The sequence below is a fragment of the Pseudomonas sp. K5002 genome (assembly GCF_013386655.1).
GTDB lineage: Bacteria > Pseudomonadota > Gammaproteobacteria > Pseudomonadales > Pseudomonadaceae > Aquipseudomonas.
The window spans coordinates 1-467 of record NZ_JACARK010001735.1 but is presented as its reverse complement, the minus strand read 5'-3'; the positions used below and the strand labels follow the sequence as shown (position 1 = coordinate 467).

Sequence of the window (467 nt, the reverse complement as noted above, 5' to 3'; positions counted from 1 at the left end):
CGACGCCTAGTGGTGGCGCGCTCCAGGTCGAAGTCGTCGAGGGCGACCACGCCGTTCTCCGGGCTGTAGCGCGCTGCCTGGCCTTCCTTGAGCACCGTTTCTTTCTGCGGCAGCGCCTGCAGCGTGACGGCCACACTGTGTTGCAACACCCCGACCCAGGCCTGCCGGTCGTCCTCACGCTCGACCACAAACCGCGTGCCCAAGGCACGGGTTTGCCCGCTGGCGCTGTGCACCACGAACGGCCTTTTTTCCTCACCGGCCATGGGCGCCACATCAAAGATCGCCGAGCCTTTGATCAGGCTGATGCGCCGCTGCACACCGTCAAAATCCAGCTTGATCGCACTCGCAGAATCCAGTTGCACGCTGCTGCCGTCCGCCAGGTGCACGGTGCGCACTTCGCCTTTTTGGGTGAGGTAATCGGCCTGCATCTGCAGCAGCGCCTCAGGCCCGCGCACCCAGCCGACGCC

Annotated in this window: 1 protein-coding gene; it reads right to left on the bottom strand. The window is 65.5% G+C overall.

All coding sequences use genetic code 11. The annotated features are described in order from the left end of the window. A partial coding sequence (locus tag HX846_RS38995; protein WP_178967672.1) for a FecR family protein occupies positions 1-467 on the bottom strand: 467 nt, incomplete at both ends.